Raw genomic sequence first — 21,390 nt, forward strand, 5'->3', positions numbered from 1 at the left:
TCGACAAAGGTGGCTGACGACAGCTTGGATCAACCAGCGGCGGCCGATGCCGCAGATGCCGACCCGAGCCTGCCCTCCGGAGCAATCACCGACGCCGACCGGCGCAGGATGCAACTGCTGGCGGCAATACCGGTGGGCTTCGCGTTGGCCGCCTATGTCGGGCAGATCTTCTTTGCGGCCCTCATTGCTCGGGCACCGCTGCTGCTCCTGTCGCTCAACGCAACCGATCCGATCCTGCTCGGCGTCGCGCACCAGGCACCCCTGTGGGCCTTCATGACGATCGGGGTGACTCGGCTGTTCATCACCGATCCGTTCCTGTACCGGCTCGGCTACGACTACGGCCCTAATGCCAAGGCCTACCTGGCTGCCGAACTGGGTCCGCGCAACCGCATCATCCGGACCATGGACTGGCTCGAGCGCTGGTTTCCCCGTGTGGGTTGGTTGCTGCTGTTCGCCATTCCTGGCTATCCGATGTGCTTGTTGTCTGGCATCGCGCGGATGCGCCAGCTGCCGTTCGTGGTGGTCAATCTGGCCGGCACCGTCACTCGCTTGGCTCTGGTGTGGTGGGTCGCTGATCTCTTCTCGGGACCCCTCGGCTCGGTGATCGACTTCATCAACCGCTATTCGATCCCGTTCACCATCGCGATGTTCGTGCTGGTTGTGGTGCAGACGGCTCGCAATCAGCACCGGGCCTCGAACGCCGAGCGAGACCGCCTCAGGCGCGAGCCCGAGTCGGCCAGCGACCGTCCCGGCGAGGCTGACCCTGATCTCAGCTGATCGCCACATTCAATGGGTCTGCGAAGGTTCATCGCTGCCTCGGTACTCTCGCTGAGGTGAGTGCACGCGGCGCCACCGAAGCCAACGGCTCAGCCGACCAATCGAAATCGTCGACGACGAAGGATTCCCGCAACGGGTTCGCCGGAGTATTTCGCCACGCGCTGAACGGCAGATCTCGCGAGATCGTGGCGCTGGCACTGTTCGCACTTGCCGTGATCTGCGCGTTGGGCCTGCTGGGCGATCGGGCGGGTGTCGTCGGCCGAGTCCTCGAGACCGCCCTCGCCGTGCTGCTGGGCGTGTTCCGATACGCAGTACCGATCCTGTTCATTTGGATCGGGGTGGCGCTCGCGCGGATGACCGCTTCTGAACGCAGCGGCCGTGCCGCGTTCGGACTGAGTCTGCTGACTATGGCGTTTGCCGGTGCAGCGCATCTGTCCGGCTCGGCCGACGGATTCGGCTCGTTGGATGACCTGCGAGCCAGCGGGGGAGTGCTGGGTGCTCTGGTAGCCGAGCCCCTGCGGCGCCTCATCGACGGCCCTGCCACGTGGGCTGTCCTGCTGCTCGTGATGCTGTTCGCCGTCATGATCGTCGCCAACATCGGTCTCGGGCAGGTCTTGCGATGGATATGGACCGGGCTGGCCGCGCTGGGACATGCGCTGAGCGGCCTGCTGTCGAAAGGTGCTCGCAGCTTGCAGAGCGTCGGTCAGGATCCGGCGCCGCCCTCGTTCGGCGAAGAGCAGTACGACCTCGACTCTCGCGACATCGAGCCGGCGGCCGGAGAGGGAGCAGCGATCCCAGGACTGGATTCCGCCGACCCAGACCCGTCTGCAGCTGCTTCCAGCGAGACGGTCGGCGACGACGCAGTCTTCGAGCCGTCGTCGCCTGAGTTCGTGGCGCCTCGGGCCGACGATGGTGCCCCGCCACCAGTGCCGACGGCACGCGCCGCTGCAAAGGGCAACCCGAGCGGCACTCAGCGTCCCCGCTGGAAGCTGCCGAAAAAGACTGAGCTCAAGCGAAGCGGCGCCCAGCAGTTCGACAAGGCGATGCTCTCAGCAGGTGCCGAGGCCTTGGTGGCAGCGCTAGCGAGCCATGGTGTGGAAACGCAGGTGACCGGATGGGAACCGGGCCCGACGGTCACCCGCTACGAGCTGAAGCTGGGCCCGGGCGTGAAGGTGTCTCGTGTCACCGCCCTGCATAAGGACATCGCATATGCGATGGCGGCCGCCGACGTTCGCATCCTGGCGCCGATCCCTGGGCGATCGGCTATCGGCGTGGAGGTGCCTAATAGAGATCGCCATCTCGTGGCCCTCGGCGACATTCTGGTCTCCAAGGCAGCGGCCGAGTCCATGCATCCGCTGGAAGTCGCGATGGGCAAGGACATCTCGGGCCGCGAAGTGATGCTCAATTTGTCCACGATGCCCCATGTGCTCATCGCAGGGGCCACCGGCGCAGGCAAGTCGTCGTGCATCAACTCGATCATCACGTCACTGCTCATGCGTTCTACGCCCGACCAGGTGCGCATGATCCTCGTCGATCCCAAACGGGTGGAGCTCGGCCAGTACGACGGCCTGCCGCACCTGCTGACCGCTGTGGTGACCGAGCCCCGCAAGGCGGCCAATGCCCTGGCGTGGGCCGTCAAGGAGATGGAGCGCCGCTACGACGTGCTGTCTGAGGCCGGGTTCCGCGACATCACCGGCTACAACGCCGCCGTGCTCGACGGCGCGCTGCACAGCGAAGAGAGCGAGCTGCTCGGCAACGATCAGCCCTATGAGCAGATGCCGTTCATCGTGGTGGTGGTCGATGAGCTGAACGACCTGATGATGGTGGCCGCCCGCGATGTGGAGGAATCCATCACCCGCTTGGCACAGATGGCCCGGGCCGTCGGCGTTCACCTCGTCGTGGCGACCCAGCGCCCGAGCGTGAACGTGATCACCGGCGTGATCAAGGCCAACATCCCGAGCCGGCTGGCATTCGCGGTGTCCAGCCTGGCCGACAGCCGGGTGATTCTGGATCAGCCGGGCGCCGAGCGGCTGGTCGGTCAAGGCGACATGCTGTTGCTGTCGGCGAACTCCAGCACCCCGCGTCGCATCCAGGGAAGCTGGGTGAGCGAGTCCGAGATTGCCCATGTGGTGGCTCACTGGCGTCGCCAGGCGCCCGAGGTCAGCTATGTCGAAGGTGTGGAGGGCACGGCCGATTCTGATGGGGTCAGCACCCTGCCGGGCGGCACCACCGGCGACGCGGACGACGACGAGTTGCTGCGCCAGGCGATGGCGATCGTGGTGGAGACCCAGCTCGGCTCGACGTCGATGCTGCAGCGCAAGCTGAAGGTGGGCTTCGCCCGTGCCGGGCGGTTGATGGACCTGCTCGAACAGCGTGGCGTCGTGGGCCCCTCGCATGGCTCCAAGGCCCGCGACGTGATGATGACGCCCGAGGAATTGTCGGACGCGCTGGGCGAGTGAGGGCGAGCGGCTCGGCCCGCTGACGGCTCAGATGCCGACGCGCAGTTGCAGGTTGCGGGGGCCGCGCACTTGCACGCCGCCCCATTCGACGCCGCCGCGGCCGACGTTGGTCGCCAGCTCGAAGTTCGGGAACCGCACCAGCCATTCTTCGATCGCGACCTTCAGCTCCATGCGGGCCAGGTTCGAGCCCAAGCACCGGTGGATGCCCAAGCCGAATGCGAAGTGGCGGTTCTCGGCGCGGTCGATGATGACTTCGTCGGGACGGTCGAATTTGGCGGGGTCGCGGTTGCCTGCGCCGAACGGCAGCAGCACCTTGTCGCCGTGTGCGACTGGGCAGCCGCCGATCTGCGCATCGTCGGTGGCGGTGGTCCGGGCCATCGTGACCGGTGCATAGGCCCGCAGGAACTCTTCGATGGCGGTGGGAATGAGCTCGGGCTCGGCCACGAGCCGCTCACGATCCCCAGGGTTCATCGCGAGGTGCATCAAGCTGGCCGAGATCGAGCTCCACGTGGTGTCTATGCCGGCGAGCAGCAGCAAGAAGCTGGCGCCGGTGATGTGGTGGTTGGCCAGCGGGTCGCCGTTGGGCAGCGTCATGTCCAACAGCTTCGACGGTAGGTCGTCGGCGCGTTCTTGCCGTCGAAGCTCGGTGAGTTCGCCGAAGTAGTGGAGCACCTCGCGGGTTGCGTCTGCACGCCGGTCGAACTCGTCGCCCTTGGACTGCAGCACGTCGACCGCCCAGCGGGTGAACTTCGGCTCGTCGGACTCGGGCAGCCCCAAGATGCGGGCGATCACCCGGACCGGGATGTGCTTGGAGTAGGTGTCGGCTGCGTCGGTCACGCCGACGCCGCCCCGATCGGTGCCGGTTTCAGCAGCGATGGCGTCGAGGCGCTCACGGGCGATGCTGCGGGTGACCTCGACCATGTCGTCGACGGCCGTGGGCCCGAAGAACGGCAGCAGCAGCCGGCGGGCATCGGTGTGGAACGGCGGATCCGAGGTGATCGGCGGGGCAGTCAGCAGCCCGACGCCTTCAGGGGTGGGCGCCACGGCGATGTCGCGAGAGCTGAAGTTCTCGGTGTCGTAGGCAACTGCGGCAATGTCGTCCCAGGTGGTGGGCATCCAGTGTCCGCCGTTGTGGTTGCTGTGCGCAACAGGACACTCGGCACGCAGTTCGTCCCACACGTCGGCCGCACCTTGGATGTACTCGTCGCTGTAGACGTCGAAGTCCCGCTCTGGCGAAGAGCTGTCGATGTCAGCAGTCGTGCTCATGGTGGCTCCCTTGAATCCCCGCGGGCGCGGTTTGAAGCGCTCCTCAGCGTAGGCGATGGGTTCTACGCTTCGCCGTAGTTGCGGCGCCAGTCCGCCGTACTCGAGGAGGGCAAATGTCTGAACACGCAGCGGTGGCAGACGCGCAGCTGAGCGAGGTGGCAGCGGGCGTGTACAGCTATGTGCAGCCCGACGGCACCTGGTTCATCAACAACACGGGATTTGTGGTGGGATCTGAGGGGGTCGTGTCGATCGACGCCACGTCGACAGAGCGACGCACGCGTGCCTACATCGACGCCATCGCGTCGGTGACCCCAAACCCGGTCACCATCCTGGTCAACACGCACCATCATGCCGATCACACACATGGCAACTACCTGTTCGCCGACGCCACGGTGGTGTCCCATACCGCATGCCGTGAGGTGATGGTGGCGGCGGGCATCCCCGACTACAGCGCCGTGTTTCCCGGCGTGGACTGGGGGAACCTGAGGTTCCGGGCCCCCGACGTGACCTTCGAGGGCTCGACCGTGCTGCACCTCGACGACCGCCGCATCGAGCTGACGGACCTCGGCTTCGTAGCGCACACCAACGGCGACATCCTGGCGTGGCTTCCCGACTGCGGGGTGCTGTTCTGCGGCGACCTGATCTTCCACGGCGGCACGCCGTTCGCCTTGTTCGGGTCGGTTTCGGGAACGCTGGACGCCCTCGATGTCATCGAGAGCTACGGGGCGGACGTCATTGTGCCGGGCCACGGCCCGCACTTCGGCGGCGACGACATCAGCCGGGTGCTCGACGAGCAGCGTTCGTACCTGCGTTTCGTGCAGGACGCAGCAGCCGAAGGAATCGCAGCAGGATGCTCGCCCCTCGAGCAGGCTGAAGCCAGCGACCTCGGGCCGCACGCCCGCTACACGGACCCCGAGCGGCTCGCCGGCAACCTCCACGTCGCGTACCGCGAGGCGGCGCCTCACGGCTACGAATTCCCCGGCGTCGAACGGGCGATCATGGACATGGTCGCCTACAACGGCGGCGCCATGCCGCGCTGTTTGGCGTAGAAGTCGCCGCCGGCCGTCAGCGACCCATTGGGCACAGCGCCTTTAGCGGCGGCGCCATGCCGCGCTGTTTGGCGTAGAAGTCGCCGCCGGCGGGAGGCAGCCCATCACAAGCCGTGTCGACTGCGGCCGCACCGTGCAGCGTTGTTTGGATTGGGGCATGTGCGAACAGGCCGTGTCGCCTCCGCAGCGAACGCATCACAGCGCGCGACCTGCGGCTTCGAGTGGAACGGTTGACTTGGATCAGCCCAGCGAGCACTCTTTCATCGCACTCGAAGGGGGATGAAGATGGGAACGTCACTGCGTGATCGGCTGGCCGCCGCGCCGATTACGTGGGGAGTATGCGAGGTGCCCCAGTGGGGTCACCAGCTCACTGTCCACGAAGTGCTCGCCGACATGGAGGCTTTCGGCTTCGCCCGCACGGAAATGGGTCCGTTCGGATTCCTGCCGACGGGCGGCAGCGCCCTCGCGTCGACGCTGGACCGGTACGGGCTCTCGCTGCTCGGAGGGTTCGTCGCACTCGTTGCGCACGATCCTGAACGACTTCGCGTCGAGATGGATCGGGCGGACGCGATCGCAGCACAGATGGCCGAGGCCGGCGCTGCCTGGTTCATCAGCTGTCCCATCAGCGATCACAACGACTGGCAGCGGCCACAGCTCTCTGCCCAGCAGTGGAACCAGATGGTCGAGGCATTCTCGCAGCTCGACAAGATCGCGATGGCACATGGGCTCTGCCATGCATTCCACCCGCATTTTGGCGCGCTGATTCAGGACGACGCCGAGACGCGCTTCCTCTTGGAGAACACCGAAACGCAGCTTGTGCTCGATACGGCACACCTCACCCTCGGCGGCAGCGACCCTGGGGCGCTGGTCGACAGTCACGCCGAGCGGATCGGCCTCGTCCATCTCAAGGATGTCGACGCGGCTGTGGCAGCGCGTCTCGGCCGGGGCGAAATCAGCCTGATGACCGCCGTACAGCTCGGCCTGTTCCCCCCGCTCGGACTGGGGGCAGTGCCCCTGCGTGACGTCATCGAGACGCTTGAGACGCTACGGCCGGATCTCTGGTACGTCCTTGAGCAGGATGCTGCCCTCGACGGCCCAGATACTGTCGAAGTGGAACGGTTGCGGGATCGGGTCGCCATAAGTCTCGAATTCGTGCAAGACTTCGGCACTTCGCCACGTCCTCACCGGGGGGTTCAGGATTCGGCGTCTACATGAGTTCATGCACCTGGGAGGGAGCACGATATGAGGAAATCCCTGAGACTGTTGGCGTTGCTTGCGGTCATAGCGCTGTTCGCTGCGGCTTGCAGCAGCGATGGCTCCAGCGACAGCGCGGACACTGCGGCAGCTGAGACTACGGAGGCCGCGTCCGACGCGACCGAGGTCATGCTGACGCAGAGCGATTGCGAGCACACCTATCACGTCATCACCCACGGCGACAGCGGCACTTTTTGGTCTGTTGTGGAGGTAGCCGTACGCGATGCCGCCGAGGCAATCGGCTGTGAAGTCGTCTACTTCGGCGCCAACAACGACGCGCAGGCGCAATCACAGGCCATTGAAGGCGCCATCGCCGACGGTTCGGCCGGCATCGCGATCTCATTGGCTGACCCCACTGGTCTCGAAGCCGCGGCACGCGCCGTGGTCGCAGCAGGCATTCCGCTGTACACGCTGAACTCCGGCGTCAACCAGTACAAGGATCTTGGCGGTGTCACCCACATCGGCCAAACCGAGGTGGTGGCGGGCAACGGCGCTGGTGAGCGTTTCAACGCACTCGGTGCGAGCCATGTGCTGTGTGCACGCCAGGAGCAGTCCAACGTCGGCCTCGACGAGCGCTGTCAGGGCCTCGCCGAGAGGTTCAGCGGCCAAGTCACCTCCGAGTTCATCGGGCTCGACGCCACGCCGGACGAGCAGCAGGCCACCATCGCAGCGCTGCTGACGGCAGACTCCAGCATCGACGGAGTGCTCGGCACCGGGCCGAATGTCCCGCTGCGGGCATTGGACGCTGCGTCGGACGCGGGCCGCACGCTCATCATCGGCGGTTTCGACCTGTCGGGCGATCTCATTTCGGCTATCGAGGCTGGCGACATCGCGTTCACCGTTGACCAGCAGCAGTACCTGCAGGGCTACCTGCCAGTCATGCTGATGCACCTGCAAGCCACCAACCAGAACACTGCCGGCGGCGGTCTTCCGATCCTGACCGGACCGGGATTCGTGACGCCCGACAACGCTGCCGAGGTCGCGGCGTTGGTGGACGCAGGCACGCGGTAGCACGTCATGGCGGCAACCACCGCCGGTGAGGTCGACGAGCGGCTCGCGCATCGCGGGCCCATCCAGCAGCTCCTGACCCGTCCCGAGATCGGGGCGCTGCTGGGCCTTGCCGGCGTGTGGCTGCTGTTCTGGCTGACATCCGAAGCGTTCGGCACCGTCGGGGGCACGGCCAACTACCTCGACGTCGCAGCGCTGCTGGGCATCATGGCGGTGCCGGTGGCATTGCTCATGATCGGTGGCGAGTTCGACTTGTCGTCGGGATCGATGACCGGCGCGACGGCCGTCTTCGTGATCCTCATGAGCCGCGAGGTCGGCGAGCTCGGCGGCGCTGGCTTCAGTCTGCATCTGGCCGTTCCCCTGTCGCTGTGCTTCGCGTTGGCGATCGGCTGGTTCAACGGGACGCTCGTCGAACGGACATCGCTGCCGAGCTTCATCGTCACCCTCGGGACGTTCTTCATCCTCATCGGGGCGAAGCTCGGCTTCGGCAAGCTGTTCACCAACAAGGTCATCGTCGAAGGGCTCGACGACGCCCGGGGTTACGTTTTCTGGGACGACATCTTCGGAGCGGAGTGGATCCGGAATTCCCATGTCTGGGACGGTCGCGACTGGGCCTGGGCAGGATTGCTCGTCGCCGCAGGCGTCACGTTGCTGATTGGCCTGTTCGAGATGAGCTACGCCCGCCGCGTGGATTCCCATCCGTGGCACGCTGCACGCGGCCTCGTGGGTGCCCTAGTGGCGCCGCTGTTCGGATTCGTCATGCTGCTGCGAACAGACGGCACTGCGGCAAATTGGACATGGGGCGGTGTCATCGCTGTCGGGACGCTGTCAGGCGTGGCGGTCTGGTGCAAGGCTCGATATGAGCCTGCGCAGCACACTCGTCGAAGGCCGGATGCGCGAGCCGTCCGCATGTTGGTGATCGGCATCGTGGCGATCGTCGCTGCGGTCGTTCTGGTGCTCGTGATGAGCGCCGAAAATTCCGGCCAGCTCGGCTTCCTCGGCGGCGGACTCGGTCGTGCAGTATTCGGGTTCGGCATTGCCGCAACGGGTGTGCTGGCAGTGCTGGCGGCCACCGGGCGGGTGCGGACCAGTGCACCGGTGATCGGCGTCGTCGTCGCGCTGCTGCCCACGATCAGCTACATGATGACCATCCAGGGAGCGCGAGCAGTGCTGTTCGCGGGCCTCGCCGGCACCGGCGTGCTCATCTTGACGATGGTCGGCACACGCACTCAACCGTCGATGTGGATCCCGATGGCGGTCGCGGTCGCCGTCGCGGTGCTCGCGTTCGTGGCCCAGTCCGAAGCCGAATCACGCAAGCTGCGGGTTGAGCTTTTCTCGACGTTGTTGCTGGTGGCGCTAGCGCTCGCTGCTCTGGCCGTGGCCCGCTCGCTCGCTCAACGGCGAACGAGCGCCGTGCCCGCGCCGGAGTCGGGCGCCTGGACGCGCATCGGTGCTGCCGCGGGAGGCGCCGCCACCGCAGTCTTCGGCATCATCGAGCTGGTCGACGGCGACGGATTCCTGTACGCCCTCACCACCGGTGCCGCTAAGGGCGCCGTCGTGGCGATGGGCATCTATGCCGTGGGCACCCTGTACCGCATGCTGTTCACCGCAGATGAGGGCGTGGGCCGGGGACTGATGTACGTCGGGCTCGCGGCTGGCGGCCTCGCGCTTGCGTCCAAGCTGCTGTTCATTACGGCGGCCGAGGCTGAAGCGACGCAGGCCGTGACCCGCTTCCGCGTCTCGGTGCTCTTCTACTTGCTCTTCGCCGCAGCCGGAGCATGGATGCTGGCCCGAACTCGATTCGGCAGCTGGACCTTCGCCGTCGGAGGCAACAAGGAAGCGGCACGCTCCATCGGCGTCCCTGCGGCCCGGACCAAGACGACACTGTTCATGCTCGTGTCGGTCTGTGCATGGGTGGCCGGGATGCTGATTGCATTCCGCCTGAACTCAGTGCAGGCCAACGTCGGCGACGGTCTCGAGTTCCGCTACATCATCGTCGCTGTTGTTGGCGGCAACTTGCTGACCGGCGGCTACGGCTCGGCAATCGGCGCTGCGATCGGTGCTCTCATCTGGGGAATGATCAGCCAGGGCATCGGATTTGCGCATTGGAACACCGACTGGCGGTTCCTGGTGCTGGGCGGGCTGCTGGTGGTGGCAGTCATCGTCAACAACTACGTGCGCCAGCGTGCCGAGCGTTCGCAGTCCCACGTCGTGGACGAAGGCGAACCTCCTCCTGAACCGCCGCCGCCCGAACCAGAGGCGGCAATGACAGGCGGCCAGTCATGAGCGACTCAGCCAATTCGTACCCGCTTATCGAATTGAGGGGGATCTCGAAGTTCTACGGCAACATCATTGCCTTGACGGGAGTCTCCACTACCGTCAATCCGGGCGAGGTGACCTGCGTGCTCGGCGACAACGGTGCCGGCAAGTCGACCTTCATCAAGATCCTCGCCGGCGTGCATCAGCACGACGCAGGTGAGCTGCTGATCGAGGGAGAAGCCGTCCGCTTTGCCTCGCCTCGCGAAGCTCTGTCCCAGGGCATAGCGACGGTGTATCAGGACCTAGCCATGGTGCCGCTTATGTCCGTGTGGAGGAACTTCTTCCTCGGTGCCGAGCCCATGAAGGGGTTCTGGCCGTTTCGGCAGATCGACATCGAGAGCGCCAAGGCGATCGCCAAGGCGCAGCTCGCCGAGATGGGCATTGACATTCGCGACACCGAGCAGCCGGTCGGCACGCTGTCGGGCGGTGAGCGGCAGTCCGTCGCCATCGCCCGAGCCAGCTACTTCGGGGCCAAGGTGCTCATCTTGGACGAGCCGACTTCGGCGTTGGGCGTGAAACAGTCCGGCGTGGTGCTGAGACGCATCGTGGAGGCTCGTGACCGGGGCCTGGCGGTGATCTTCATCACCCACAACCCCAATCACGCGTATCCCGTCGGTGACCGCTTCGTGATCCTCAACCGTGGCCATTCGATGGGCAACTTTGCGAAGGCTGACATCTCACAAGACGAACTCACCCAGATGATGGCTGGCGGCGCCGAACTCGAGGCATTGCAGCACGAATTGGCGACCCACTGAGGTGATGCTGCCCCAGCGCCGCCCCGGGGCCTTGCGGCAGACGAAGACACTGCTTTCGGAGCCCGCGCGAGGTGGGATGTGAGAAGACAACTGGGCATAGCCGTGGTCGGCTTCGGCTGGATGGGCCAGGCGCACTCGCGGTCGGTGATGCGCATTCCAAGCCTGTTTCCTGAGCGGGGCTACGCGCCGAAGCTGGTGGTGTGCGCCGAGTCAGTGCGTGAACGGCATCAGCTTGCGACCGGGGGATTCGGATTTGCGGAGTCGACAGCCGACTGGCGCGCCGCGGTGGACCGGCCTGACGTCGACGTCGTCTACGTCACCGCACCGAACATGCTGCACGAAGAAATCGTCACTGCGGCGGCGGCGCTGGGCAAGCACGTGTTCTGCGAGAAGCCCGTCGGCGGCACGCCGGCGCAGACGGTGCGCTGCTGGGACGCCTGCAATGCAGCCCGAAGCGTGACCGGCGTCGGCTACAACTACCGCTTCGCCCCGCTGGTGCAGCACGCCAAGGGGCTCATTGAGCGCGGCGATCTCGGCACCATCACCAACTACCGGGGCAGGTTCTTCTCGATGTTCGGTGCCGATCCGTTGGGACTGCTGTCGTGGCGATTCGACTTGGACGCCGCGGGTCATGGCGTGACGAGCGACATTCTCAGCCATGCCATCGATCTCGCGATGATGCTGAACGGCCCGATTACCAGCGTCGTGGGCTCTGGCGCCGGCTTCATCACGCAACGACCGGTGGCAGGTGCGGGCGCAAGCCACTATGCACGGGGCACCCACGGCGATCCGATGGGTCCGGTCACCAACGAGGACTATTTCGGCGCGTTGGTGATGTTCGCCAACGGTTCACGGGGAACCTTCGAGGCCAGTCGCACCATTGTGGGACCCGAGAGTCAGATGGCCTTCGACGTCTACGGCACCGGGGGCGCCGTCAACTGGAACTTCGAGACGATGAACGAGTTGGGCGTGTACCTCGCGGACGCGCCTGAACGCGGCTACACGACGGTGAGAGCGGGAGAACGCCACCCCCATAACGCCGCTTTCGTGCCTGGCGACGCCAACGCCCTCGGATTTGAGGATCTGCTCGCGATCGAGGACCATGAGTACCTGACAGCGGTATCGCAGGGCCGTCCACACAGTGCCGGGTTTGATGAAGCCGTGGCGTACGTCAGTGTCCAGGCGGCACTTTTGCGCAGCTGGAGCAGTGGGTCGTGGGAAAAGGTCATTCCGGTCAACTCGGCCAACGTCACAAGCCTCGTGCCTGCCGACGCGGCGGCCTTGCTCCAGCGATGATCTCGTGCCTGCCGAGGCGGTGACGGTGCCAAGAAGGAGGACCTGGTGTGACTGATGTGAGGCTGACAACAGCCGGCGCAATAGTGCGCTACCTCGCTGCGCAACGCATCGCAATCGATGATGGCGATCCCGGCCGCGACGATCTGGGTGACCCTGTGCCGTTGTTCGGCGGTGTCTATGCGATCTTCGGACACGGCAACGTGACCTGTTTGGGTCCCGAACTCGCGTCGGTGCGCGACGTCTTGCCCACGTGGCGCGGTCAGAACGAGCAGGGCATGGGCCTGGCTGGTGTCGGCTACGCACGGGCGATGCGCCGTCGCCGGATCATGGCGGCGACCAGTTCAGTGGGGCCGGGCGCCACCAACATGGTGACCGCCGCAGCGGTCGCGCATGCCAACCGGATGCCCTTGCTGTTGCTGGCAGGGGACACATTCAGCCATCGCCTGCCAGATCCCGTGCTGCAACAGGTCGAGCACTTCGGGGATCCGTCGGTGACGGTGAACGATGCGTTCCGATCCGTCGTGCGCTACTGGGACCGGCTGACGTCGCCTGCACAAGTGCTGGCGAGCCTGCCCAATGCGATCGCGACCATGCTCGATCCTGCCGACTGCGGGCCGGCGTTCATTGCCCTGCCCCAAGACGTGCAGGGCGAGGCATACGACTATCCCAAGGGCTTTTTTGACCCCTGCGTCCATCGAGTGCGGCGGGCCCGTCCTGATCGCCGCGAGCTGGCGGCCGCGGCCCAGCTCTTGGCTTCGGCGCAGCGCCCGTTGCTGATCAGCGGGGGAGGTGTGCGCTGGTCGATGGCCGAAGCGGAGCTGTTGCGCTTTGCAGAGCGGCACGACATTCCCGTTGTCGAGACAGTGGCGGGGCGAACCAGTTTTCCCTCGAGTCACCCACTGCACTGCGGGCCGCTGGGTGTCAGCGGCTGTGTGTCCGCGAATGCCATGGCCGGAGCCGCCGACGTCGTGCTTGCCGTCGGAAGTCGCCTGGGCGACTTTGCAACGGGATCGTGGACCGTGTTCGACCGCGCTTCACGCCTCATCGGCCTGAACGTCGCCCGGTTCGATGCCACTAAGCACCGGGGACTGCCGCTTGTCGCCGACGCCCGGGAAGCGCTGGCTGAATTGGGCACGGCCTTGGGCGACTATCGAGCGCCGGCGGACTGGGCGTCACGAGCCTCTTCAGAGACGGCCCAGTACCACGCCTACATCGACAAGATTTCTGCTCCGGAGGCGGTGGAATCTTCGAGCGACAGCCTTCCGACGTACGCACAGGTTGTGGGCGCCGTCGCCCGGGCTGCCGACCGCCAGACATACGTCGTCACGGCGGCCGGCGGGCTGCCGGGTGAGACCATCAACGGCTGGCGTAGCGATGTCGAGCACTCCTTCGATTGCGAGTTCGGCTATTCGTGCATGGGGTATGAGATTTCGGGCGCATGGGGAGCGAAGCAGGCAATGCCCGACCGTGACGTGATAGCGCTCGTCGGGGATGGCTCGTATCTGATGATGAACTCAGACCTGTACAGCTCGGTGCTGAGCGGTCACAAGATCACCGTGGTGGTGTGCGACAACGGCGGCTACGCCGTCATCAACCGCTTGCAGCTCGCGCAAGGCGGCGAGTCGTTCAACAACTTTCTTGCCGAGACCATGACCCACGAGCCCGATGGCCCAAGCGGAGCGCGCTTGCGAGCGAACGAAGATCGGCCCCACGTCGACTTCGCTGCGCACGCAGCGTCCTTGGGGTGCACCTCCGAAGCCGTGTCGTCGATTGCGGAACTCGAGGCTGCGCTCGCGCGGGCTCGAACCAGCGATCGGAGCCATGTAATCGTGCTGTCCACCCATCCGACCGAGTGGACCGAAGGCGGCGCAGCCTGGCAAGTCGGCGTGCCCGAGGTGAGCGACCGCCCCGAAATCAGCGAGGCGGCGGCGGCAATGGCCGAAGCAATGTTGTCACAGCGCCCCGGCCTTTGAGCGCTGGCCGGTGAACCCTGTGAGCGCGCTGCAATGAAGGCTGCGGCAAAGGCCTTCGGCATCGGCGTGATCGGATGCGGGCGCATCGGGCGCCTACACGCGGAACTCCTTGCTAGCGGCGTTGAAGGCTTGCATCTCGCTGCGGTCTGCGACGCTGTCCCGCAGGCTGCTGCGGTATTGGGCAGCGACCTGGGCATTGCGGTGGCAGATTCGCCGACGGCATTGCTGAAGCGCGCAGATGTGGACGCCGTCGCGATCTGTTCGACGACTGAGAGCCACGTCGATCTGCTCGTCGAGGTCGCCGCTGCCGGCCTGCCCGCATTCGTCGAGAAGCCGGTTTCCCTGTCGTTGCCCGAGATCGACCGTGCCATAGAGGCCGTTGAGCGATCAGGCACAGCGGTGCAAGTCGGTTTCAATCGCCGCTTCGACCCGTCGCACCGAGCCGTAGCCGATGCAGTTCACGGCGGCGACATCGGCGAGCTGCACCTGCTTCGCATCACGAGCCGGGATCCCGCGCCTCCTCCGTTGGAGTACCTCGCGGGCTCGGGCGGCATCTTTGCCGACATGACGATCCATGACTTCGACATGGCGCGTTTCGTGTCGGGCGCAGAGGTCGAGCGGGTGTATGCCGCCGGTGCGGTGCGGATCGATGATGCATTCGCCGAACACTCCGATTGGGACACCGCGGTCATCGTGCTCACCCATGCCGATGGCACGATCACGACAATCGACAACAGCCGCGAGGCCGTCTACGGCTATGACCAGCGCGTGGAGGCCTTCGGTTCAGGGGGTGCGATCGTCTCGCAGAACCCGCCCGAGCATGCAGCAGTCCGCTACCTGCGCGAGGGAGCAAGTACAGCGCCGATGCCGTGGTTCTTCACCGAGCGGTATGCCGATTCGTACCGGGCCGAGTGGAGAGCCTTTGCCGAGCTCGTCGATGGTGCCCCGTCGCCGATCACGCTGACCGACGGCAGAGCGTGCGCAGTGATCGCCGAGGCGGCGACACGATCGGCGCGAGAGGGTCGTGCTGTGGATGTCGCGGAGATCGAGAACTGAGCGCACCACCCAAACCCGCCAACCCACCGGTGGAACCAGGCTGAGAAGATGCGCGGACCGGTGAACCCTCCCGCTGTCGCACCCGTTGTTTCCCGCTCTTGTTTGCTGTCGCTCACGGGCCGCTCGGGCCGCGGTTTCGCCTATCGGCTCAGCCTCTGAGCAGGCCCGGTTGAGTCTCGCTCGACCAATTCGGGGCGGAGCACAGACACGAGCGTCGTATCGCGACCGTTGAGGCGGTCGCTGAGCATGCTGACTGCTGTCTGCCCGATGTCCGCCCGGGGCAGCCTCACCGTCGTGAGCCTGGGCACGCCGGCAACTGCGTACAGCGAGTCGTCGTAGCCCGTGATGCTGAGGTCTCCGGGCACGCTCAGGCCGGCATCTGCCGCCGCGAGCACCGCGCCGCGTGCCTGCGCGTCGTTCACACAGGCAATCGCAGTCGGCCGATTCGGGCGGCGCAGCAGCTTGTCGGTCGCTTCGTAGCCGTCCGACTGCAGGAAGCCAGCCGGCTCGAAGGTGATGTAGTCGCCCCACCCGCGACTGATCATTCCCTCGGCATAGCCACGGGCGCGCGCCGCAACGTTCGGCAGTTCGGCATCACCGATCAGGGCGATGCTGCTGTGTCCCAAGTCGGCGAGATGCCCCACGACCGACGCCATCGCCGATGCATCGTCAGTCACCAGTGTGTCGTAGCGGTCCGAGCGCAGGTCGTACATGAGCGCGAGCACCGGCAGGACGTCGGCGTAGGCCTCCAGCTCGGCGGCATCGCGACGACCCAATAGACCGAGTGCGAGACCGTCGACGCGGTACTCGAGCATCCGTTCGATGACCTCGAGTTCGCCTCCGCTCTCAGGCGGGCTGGACAGGTACAGCGTGCGCATGCCTCGACGGGCTGCCTCTTGATCGACGGCGTACATGACTTCGCCCCAGAACGCGTCGAACAAGCCTGTGACGACGAAGCCGAGCGTGCCGGTGCGAAGGCCCGCGAGCGAGCGCGCACCGGCATGCACTCGGTAGCCCAGTTCTGCTGCGGAATCGAGGATTCGTTGGCGGGTGCTCTCGCGTACGGCGCCCTCGCCTCGCAGAGCGCGCGACACCAAGGACTTCGACACGCCCGCGTGCTGCGAAACATCCTTGATCGTCGGGTACCCACCCTGCCGTTTCGCCGTCATGAAGTCCCTCGGTCCCGCGCCGCGTCGATGGTACCGAACCGAATTTCGGGGACGGGAAGCGTTGCCGCGCTGCGGGCTAGAAGGGCAGCTTGAGGCCGGGGCGGGGCCACTCGCCGACTGCGAGGCGGCCGGTGCCCGACAAGGTCACGTAGGCCGTTCGCATGTCGTCGCCGCCGAAGCAGATATTGGTGGTGGCCGAGTCGTCGGTGGGGGCGAACTCGAGCTCGTCGCCGTCGCGGGTGAAGGTGCTGATGCCGCCGGTGAGGATGGTTGCCACGCTGACATTGCCTTCGGCGTCCATCGCCAGCGAGTCGAAGTACTTGCGGCCGGCGGGGCGCGCCAGGAACCAGCCCCGAGCGGGAACCCCTGCGGCCACCTTGCCTGGTGCTTCGAGGTCGAAGGCGAACATGGCGCCCTGGAACGTCTCGGCCACATAGACCCGATCCTCCTCGGGGGAGATGCCAACACCGTTCGGCCCGTCCATCGGGAAGGCGATCTCTTCGATGTGGCTGCCGTCGGCTTTGGCGTAGTAGAGCCCGCCGCGGTCGCGGTCGCGGGTGCGGGTCTTGCCGTGATCGGTGAACCAGAAGCCGCCGGTGGAATCGAACATGATGTCGTTCGGCCCCTTGAGCGACACGCCGTTCACGTCGGCATAGACGATGTCCACCTCGCCGGTTTCGAGGTCGATGCGCTCGATCCGGCCAGTCGTGTAGTCGGCTGCCACCTCGCCAGGAACTGTCCGTCCGCGCACCGTGATCCACTCGAAGCCGCCGTTGTTGCAGACGTACAGCGCCCCGTCAGGACCGAGCGCGGCGCCGTTCGGTCCACCGCCCGGCGTGGCCAGGATGTCCTTGCGACCGTCGGAGACATCGACGCGGGTGATCGTGCCCCGCCCGATCTCCACGACGGCCACCGAGCCGTCTGCCAGCATCACCGGTCCCTCCGGGAATATCAGGCCGTCGGTGATGGTCTCGAAGTGGTCCGGTCCGAAAAAGCTCATGGCCACCGACGCTACTGCGCCTCTCGACGCTGCTTCCATCCGAGGACGTCCTTGCACGTGGAGGTAGTGGTCCCCGTCCCGGGACTAGAACTCGACCAAGTAGCGCGGTGAGAACGTCTCAGACTCAATCTGAATGCCGCGGATGCGATCGACGCGGTAGGAGCGCAGCTCACCGAGATCGTTGACGACGAACAGCAGCAGATTCCCGTCTTGGGACCGTCGAAATGAGTACGGCTCGACAGTTCGAGGTCCGGATCGGCCAGCAGCGGCGACGCAGTCGACCGTGACTCTCAAGCGATTTGCACCAGCAAACCGAATGAGCTCGACCGGCGACCCTGTTCGCCACGTCGTCATGTGAGTGGCGGGACGCCAAGCGGACGTTGCCTCGGTGCCAGGGAACGTTTCGAGCGAAGGCGTTCGCGTGTCTCCGCGCAACCAGCCGAACACAGCGTCGAGCTGTGCCCAGAACTCACTGAAAGGCGGAAGGGAAGGCAGCTGGTGGTTGAGCATGTTCGACCACTCACCTTCGATCTCGTCCCTGAACGGCGTTTCGAGCATCGAAGGCAATGTCGGCACGTCGATTCCTGCGTGTGCGCACTTGGCTTCAAGAATCGAGGCGACATCGGTGGCTCGTCCCAGCAGGTTTGGGTGCCGATGGGTATGGACAACGTCGTAAAGGTCGCGGGGACGGCACCGCTCTGCCAATGCGCGCAGCTACTCTGCCAGAAGCTCAGGCAGCGCATAGCAAAGGACCTCGGCAACCCGATGAGGGGCGCCTTTGGTGGGCGCATCCCCAAATGGATGTGCCACCGGTCGGCGTTCCAGGTCTCGAACGACGACTTCGTCTGCTGTGAGATCGAGCTTCACCTTCGGAGGCGTCGGCATCCCGAGCGGACCGATGTAGGCGATGCGACCCTCGATCGTGGAGTTTCCCCGCTTGTTCTCGCGCATGCGGAACGATCGATCATCGACGACGAGTCGCAAGCCACATTCAGCCAGCACCCAATCGGCAATCTCCCCGAAGGCGTTGCGTAAGAGCGAAACGTCGATGTGCGCATCCGACACCGTGAAGTCGAGATCTTCCGAGAATCGATATGTCTCGAACCAGCACTTGCGCAGGCATGTGCCTCCCTTGAACGCCCATGAGCTCGTTACGGGGTGCTGCGCGATGCCAGCAAGCATCCAGCCGAGGGCGTAGTCCTTCTCGACGACGTTGTGAGCCAAGAGCCACTCGGCGGCCGTGTTGGCAATCTCGTTCGGTGTGATCACGCGGACACGTCGGCGTTCAATCGCAAACACCAGCGAGGAGACTTCGGGCCCCTGTCTGGCAGAGTGGGGTCTAGGAGCGGCACACCGTTCGTCAACGGTTCGTCGATGGCGTCGGTGCTGTGACCGAGTTGCTCCAAGAGAAATCCAAGTCTCTTGAGTCCGGCGCCGTTGCCGAGGCGTCTCACCGCGTCGACGACGGACTCGATGCTCACATCAACCAATGCCGACTCGAGGATCTCGATGGAGTGGCGGATTCCGCCTCCCAGCGCGGGATTCGAGAGCAGATCTGCAACCGTCCGCGCAGGACGCGACACAAGCACGCTCCGGTCGTGGCGCCACTCTGGAGCGAGGCCCCACGCGAGAAGTTCGGGGTCGACGTGATGAACAAGAAACTCCGCCCCGGCAAGTTCCTGTTCAACTCGCCTGACCCTCTGAGAAGTCATGACGATGGTCGATCGAAAGACTTGATCGGTGAGGGACCAGTGATTCGCGGCGGACCACCCTCCGATGTAGCACGGTTTCCACGCCAGGTCAGCTAAGTACCACGAGTCCTCTGTCCATGTGCCTGGGTGCTGTGCATCTACCGGCACCGCCAGATACAACCCTCTGCGAATTCGCCGTAGCCACCCCCGCGATGCCAGCGCCGACAAGCGACGCGCGGCGGTTTCTCGACTCACATTCAAAACTCCGGCAGCTGTCTCTACGCTGACCGTTCGTGCGCCGCCACCGAACAGACGCGCGAGCATGAGGCGACTGGCTTTGGATAGTCCCCCTGGCTCAGTAACGGAGTTCACGTGTGACATTGTAAATCCATTAATTCCATCTGGAGAGGAATTGATGGATTTTAATTGTCAATGACGATGTGAAGGGATGGCTAATCCAGCGCGTCTCGCCACGGGCTGGCGTCGATGCCGGGATAGCGGTGCTCGAGCGCGTCGACTAGCTCGGGTGTCCAGTAGGGGTGGCCGGGCACGGGGGCGCCGAACAGGGACAATTCGTCGGGGGTGCAGGTTGCAGCAAATTGAATCCACGGCCGCCCCACCGTTACGGGCTGCACGTTGTCGTAACCGATCCAGTCGGCGCTGCCCGGCTTGAACGAGGCGCTCATGAGGAAGCGGCTCCCGCCGGGCCTTCTCAGGTCGACGCCACGGTGCCAAGTATCGGGCCGGTAGGCCAGAAACGAGCCCCGGGTGCCGGCGGCAGAGATCCGCCGGCTCTCGGGTGGCCCGTCGTAGGGCCGTGCCGGATCGGCGGGGCCGCCCGCCAGCTCTGTCGGCGCGACGTCGGGCTCGACGTCGCTCAGGTACAGGAAACCCTCCAGGTTCCACCAGCCCGGTTCGAGGCGATCGGGGACGACGTTGTGATTGCGGTCTTGGTGATAGGGCTGCTCGTAGTTGGTCACACCCGTGTACTTGCCCCAGGTGCGGGCCTGGTAGATGCGGATGTCGTCGAGCCCAATTGCCCGACGGGCGAAGTGCACCACGTTGCGGTGCACTTGCAGCCGGTTCAGCCGGAGCGATTCGTAGGGGAACATGATGTGCCCCAGGAATTGCTCGGCCCGGAACGCCGGGCCGTCGTCGCCGGCCTTGTCGAAATTGTGGCCTTGGTCATGGCTGCTGCCGACGAACCGACTTCGATGTGCCGCATCGCCGCCGTGGAATTCATCGGGATGCGGGTACAGATCCCAGAGATCTTCGACCGCGTGATCGATGTCAGCAGTTGGCACGAGCCCGTCCACGAGCACCCAGCCGTGCTCTTGCCAATGCAGCGCCGCTTCGTCGAGATCGGCAATGCCCACGCCCTCAGCGTCGGCATCAGGGCCATTGCCGATGCTCGTGGTGTCGGCATCAGGGCCATTGCCGATGCTCGTGGTGCCGACTCCAGTGGCTGCGTCGGTCGTGCTCACGATCTCAGCCGGCGCCTTGGGCGTCGTCGACGGTGATGCAGGTGCCCGACACGAAGTCCGACAGCGGCGACACCAGGTACAGCAGCGTCGAGTCGAGCTGTGAGGCCTTGCCGAGACGTCGGCGCGGGAACATCTTGGTGATGTCGCCCATGCGCTCGAGCATGCCGTCCATCATCTCGCTCTCGAACGCTCCCGGGGCAATCGCGTTGACGTTCACGTGGTAGCGGCCGAACTCTTGGGCCAGCACCTCGGTCATGCGCACCACGGCGCTCTTGGTAATCGCATACATGGCGGTTCCGATCGGTGCCCTGAACGCTGCGCCCGAGGAGATGTTCACGATGCGGCCGGGCAATTCGGCAGCGATAAGCCGCCGAGCGACCTCGCACGACAGGTGAAACAGCGACGTGAGGTTGGTGGCGACCATCTCGTCGACGAACGCCGGGTTCATCTTCAGCGCAAGGCGAGCGTCGGGCTTGCCGGCGTTGTTCACCAGGATCTGCACGGTGCCGAGCTGGTCCTCGACGGTCGCGACCGCTTCGAAGAGCGCCTCGGTGTCGGTGACATCCAGCGGGATCGGCAGCACGGTGGCACCGTCGGCCTCCAACTCGGCTGCCAGCGAGTTCAGCCGTTCGACCCGCCGACCGCAGATGGCCACGCTGGCACCGCACGCGGCCAGCACCGTGGCGAAACGGCGACCCAATCCAGAAGTCGTGCCAGTGACGAATGCCGTCTGGCCGCTGAGATCGGCTGACCACTGGGGCGGGAGGCTGATGTCTGCTCCCGGGTTGTCGGCGTCGTCACTCACGGTTGCCTCCTCGGCTGCATGATGGACAT

Annotated in this window: 17 protein-coding genes and 2 pseudogenes; 10 read left to right on the top strand and 9 right to left on the bottom strand. The window is 65.3% G+C overall.

What is annotated here, in order from left to right:
• The first annotated feature begins 9 nt into the window (after positions 1–9).
• Together ACOOF5_RS11335 and ACOOF5_RS11340 are read left to right on the top strand one after the other, a co-directional pair.
• On the top strand, positions 10–777 hold the full coding sequence (locus ACOOF5_RS11335; protein WP_420439189.1) for a hypothetical protein: 768 nt from the start codon (positions 10–12) through the stop codon (positions 775–777).
• Positions 778–833: 56 nt separating this feature from the next.
• Positions 834–3,236, top strand: a complete 2,403-nt coding sequence (locus tag ACOOF5_RS11340; protein ID WP_420439191.1) for a DNA translocase FtsK 4TM domain-containing protein — start codon at positions 834–836, stop codon at positions 3,234–3,236.
• A gap of 27 nt (positions 3,237–3,263) precedes the next feature.
• Here the strand turns inward: ACOOF5_RS11340 and ACOOF5_RS11345 are convergent, their stop codons facing one another.
• Entirely contained in the window at positions 3,264–4,502 is a 1,239-nt protein-coding gene (locus ACOOF5_RS11345) for a cytochrome P450 (RefSeq protein WP_420439193.1), read from the bottom strand.
• Between the two features lie 113 nt (positions 4,503–4,615).
• On the opposite strand from ACOOF5_RS11345, the gene ACOOF5_RS11350 reads away from it, so the two are divergent.
• The 8 genes from ACOOF5_RS11350 (at position 4,616) to iolG (ending at position 15,212) form a co-directional block, all read left to right on the top strand.
• Positions 4,616–5,551, top strand: a complete 936-nt coding sequence (locus tag ACOOF5_RS11350; protein WP_420439195.1) for an MBL fold metallo-hydrolase — start codon at positions 4,616–4,618, stop codon at positions 5,549–5,551.
• Between the two features lie 285 nt (positions 5,552–5,836).
• Positions 5,837–6,766, top strand: a complete 930-nt coding sequence (locus ACOOF5_RS11355) for a sugar phosphate isomerase/epimerase family protein (RefSeq protein ID WP_420439197.1) — start codon at positions 5,837–5,839, stop codon at positions 6,764–6,766.
• Between the two features lie 27 nt (positions 6,767–6,793).
• On the top strand, positions 6,794–7,816 hold the full coding sequence (locus ACOOF5_RS11360) for a substrate-binding domain-containing protein (RefSeq protein WP_420439199.1): 1,023 nt from the start codon (positions 6,794–6,796) through the stop codon (positions 7,814–7,816).
• A gap of 6 nt (positions 7,817–7,822) precedes the next feature.
• Positions 7,823–10,099, top strand: coding sequence for an ABC transporter permease (locus tag ACOOF5_RS11365; RefSeq protein ID WP_420439201.1), 2,277 nt, complete (start codon positions 7,823–7,825; stop codon positions 10,097–10,099).
• The gene (locus tag ACOOF5_RS11370) at positions 10,096–10,887 is read left to right on the top strand and encodes an ATP-binding cassette domain-containing protein (RefSeq protein ID WP_420439203.1); all 792 of its coding nucleotides are present in this window, start codon (positions 10,096–10,098) and stop codon (positions 10,885–10,887) included. Before ACOOF5_RS11365 ends, ACOOF5_RS11370 begins: the two co-directional genes overlap by 4 nt.
• A gap of 78 nt (positions 10,888–10,965) precedes the next feature.
• Entirely contained in the window at positions 10,966–12,183 is a 1,218-nt protein-coding gene (locus ACOOF5_RS11375) for a Gfo/Idh/MocA family protein (RefSeq protein ID WP_420439205.1), read from the top strand.
• Positions 12,184–12,230: 47 nt separating this feature from the next.
• Positions 12,231–14,156: a 3D-(3,5/4)-trihydroxycyclohexane-1,2-dione acylhydrolase (decyclizing) gene (gene iolD, locus ACOOF5_RS11380; protein WP_420439207.1), complete on the top strand. Its 1,926-nt coding sequence runs from the start codon at positions 12,231–12,233 to the stop codon at positions 14,154–14,156.
• A 33-nt stretch (positions 14,157–14,189) separates the two neighbouring features.
• Positions 14,190–15,212, top strand: coding sequence for an inositol 2-dehydrogenase (iolG, locus tag ACOOF5_RS11385; RefSeq protein WP_420439209.1), 1,023 nt, complete (start codon positions 14,190–14,192; stop codon positions 15,210–15,212).
• Positions 15,213–15,352: 140 nt separating this feature from the next.
• On the opposite strand, the gene ACOOF5_RS11390 is transcribed toward iolG, so the two are convergent.
• From ACOOF5_RS11390 to ACOOF5_RS11425, 8 genes and pseudogenes are all read right to left on the bottom strand, one after another.
• Positions 15,353–16,381 carry a LacI family DNA-binding transcriptional regulator gene (locus ACOOF5_RS11390; protein WP_420439211.1) on the bottom strand — a complete coding sequence of 343 codons (1,029 nt, stop codon included), beginning with the start codon at positions 16,379–16,381 and terminating at the stop codon, positions 15,353–15,355.
• Between the two features lie 76 nt (positions 16,382–16,457).
• The gene (locus tag ACOOF5_RS11395; protein WP_420439213.1) at positions 16,458–17,381 is read right to left on the bottom strand and encodes an SMP-30/gluconolactonase/LRE family protein; all 924 of its coding nucleotides are present in this window, start codon (positions 17,379–17,381) and stop codon (positions 16,458–16,460) included.
• 84 nt (positions 17,382–17,465) lie between these two features.
• Positions 17,466–17,735: a WYL domain-containing protein gene (locus ACOOF5_RS11400; RefSeq protein WP_420440969.1), complete on the bottom strand. Its 270-nt coding sequence runs from the start codon at positions 17,733–17,735 to the stop codon at positions 17,466–17,468.
• Between the two features lie 120 nt (positions 17,736–17,855).
• Positions 17,856–18,563: pseudogene (locus tag ACOOF5_RS11405) on the bottom strand (nucleotidyl transferase AbiEii/AbiGii toxin family protein); the annotation flags it as partial.
• An 83-nt stretch (positions 18,564–18,646) separates the two neighbouring features.
• Positions 18,647–18,964 (bottom strand): hypothetical protein, encoded by a 318-nt coding sequence (locus tag ACOOF5_RS11410; RefSeq protein ID WP_420441023.1) that lies wholly within the window; start codon positions 18,962–18,964, stop codon positions 18,647–18,649.
• A 291-nt stretch (positions 18,965–19,255) separates the two neighbouring features.
• Positions 19,256–19,453, bottom strand: a pseudogene (locus ACOOF5_RS11415) (hypothetical protein); the annotation flags it as partial.
• Between the two features lie 71 nt (positions 19,454–19,524).
• Positions 19,525–20,556, bottom strand: a complete 1,032-nt coding sequence (locus tag ACOOF5_RS11420) for a hypothetical protein (protein ID WP_420439215.1) — start codon at positions 20,554–20,556, stop codon at positions 19,525–19,527.
• 4 nt (positions 20,557–20,560) lie between these two features.
• On the bottom strand, positions 20,561–21,361 hold the full coding sequence (locus ACOOF5_RS11425) for an SDR family NAD(P)-dependent oxidoreductase (RefSeq protein ID WP_420439217.1): 801 nt from the start codon (positions 21,359–21,361) through the stop codon (positions 20,561–20,563).
• Positions 21,362–21,390 lie beyond the last annotated feature (29 nt).

Origin of the sequence: Candidatus Poriferisodalis sp. (assembly GCF_965214215.1) — a bacterium.
Taxonomy (GTDB): Bacteria; Actinomycetota; Acidimicrobiia; order Acidimicrobiales; family Poriferisodalaceae; genus Poriferisodalis.

Coding starts and splice junctions, on each gene's coding strand:
- ACOOF5_RS11345 (WP_420439193.1), bottom strand. CDS start 4,502: ATGAGCACGACTGCTGACATCGACAGCTCTTCGCCAGAGCGGGACTTC.
- ACOOF5_RS11350 (WP_420439195.1), top strand. CDS start 4,616: ATGTCTGAACACGCAGCGGTGGCAGACGCGCAGCTGAGCGAGGTGGCA.
- ACOOF5_RS11355 (WP_420439197.1), top strand. CDS start 5,837: ATGGGAACGTCACTGCGTGATCGGCTGGCCGCCGCGCCGATTACGTGG.
- ACOOF5_RS11360 (WP_420439199.1), top strand. CDS start 6,794: ATGAGGAAATCCCTGAGACTGTTGGCGTTGCTTGCGGTCATAGCGCTG.
- ACOOF5_RS11365 (WP_420439201.1), top strand. CDS start 7,823: ATGGCGGCAACCACCGCCGGTGAGGTCGACGAGCGGCTCGCGCATCGC.
- ACOOF5_RS11370 (WP_420439203.1), top strand. CDS start 10,096: ATGAGCGACTCAGCCAATTCGTACCCGCTTATCGAATTGAGGGGGATC.
- iolG (WP_420439209.1), top strand. CDS start 14,190: ATGAAGGCTGCGGCAAAGGCCTTCGGCATCGGCGTGATCGGATGCGGG.
- ACOOF5_RS11390 (WP_420439211.1), bottom strand. CDS start 16,381: ATGACGGCGAAACGGCAGGGTGGGTACCCGACGATCAAGGATGTTTCG.
- ACOOF5_RS11395 (WP_420439213.1), bottom strand. CDS start 17,381: ATGAGCTTTTTCGGACCGGACCACTTCGAGACCATCACCGACGGCCTG.
- ACOOF5_RS11400 (WP_420440969.1), bottom strand. CDS start 17,735: ATGACGACGTGGCGAACAGGGTCGCCGGTCGAGCTCATTCGGTTTGCT.